Source organism: Halomonas sp. 3D7M, assembly GCF_014897885.1.
Lineage (GTDB): Bacteria > Pseudomonadota > Gammaproteobacteria > Pseudomonadales > Halomonadaceae > Vreelandella.
In genome coordinates this window covers 649-1,056 of sequence record NZ_JABUZF010000171.1, presented here as the reverse complement: position 1 = coordinate 1,056, position 408 = coordinate 649, and the positions used below count along the sequence as shown (strand labels likewise).

1 protein-coding gene is annotated in these 408 nt (G+C 59.6%); it reads left to right on the top strand.

Annotated features, from left to right (window positions below; genetic code table 11):
- Positions 1 to 62: 62 nt before the first annotated feature.
- Positions 63 to 408: ABC transporter ATP-binding protein (locus INT22_RS20600; RefSeq protein WP_226912556.1), on the top strand; the 346-nt coding region annotated here is incomplete at its 3' end.

The window sequence follows — 408 nt, the reverse complement described above, 5'->3', positions numbered from 1 at the left end:
TTTCACCAGGGCAAGTTTCACCAGCGCCTGTTTCACCAACGCTTGCCACCGATGCGTTGTGCATGAGCTACGGCCAGCGCCGAGTGATTGAAAATCTGGGTATTAGCCTGCCCAGCGGGCAGGTCACCGCCATTGTTGGCCCTAACGGCTGCGGTAAGTCAACGCTACTTTCAGGCCTTGCTCGTTTGCACAAACCAGACAGCGGCGCGGTACTGCTGGATAGCCAGGATATTCAACGCCTGCCCGCGCGTCAGTTAGCCACTCAGCTAGCGTTGCTGCCCCAAGAGGCGGTGGCTCCAGAAGGCTTAACCGTCACTGAATTGATTCGCTTTGGCCGCCAGCCCCACCAAGGCTGGTTGCGTCAGTGGTCGGCGGAAGACCAGCGCGTGGTGCAGTACGCGCTCGATG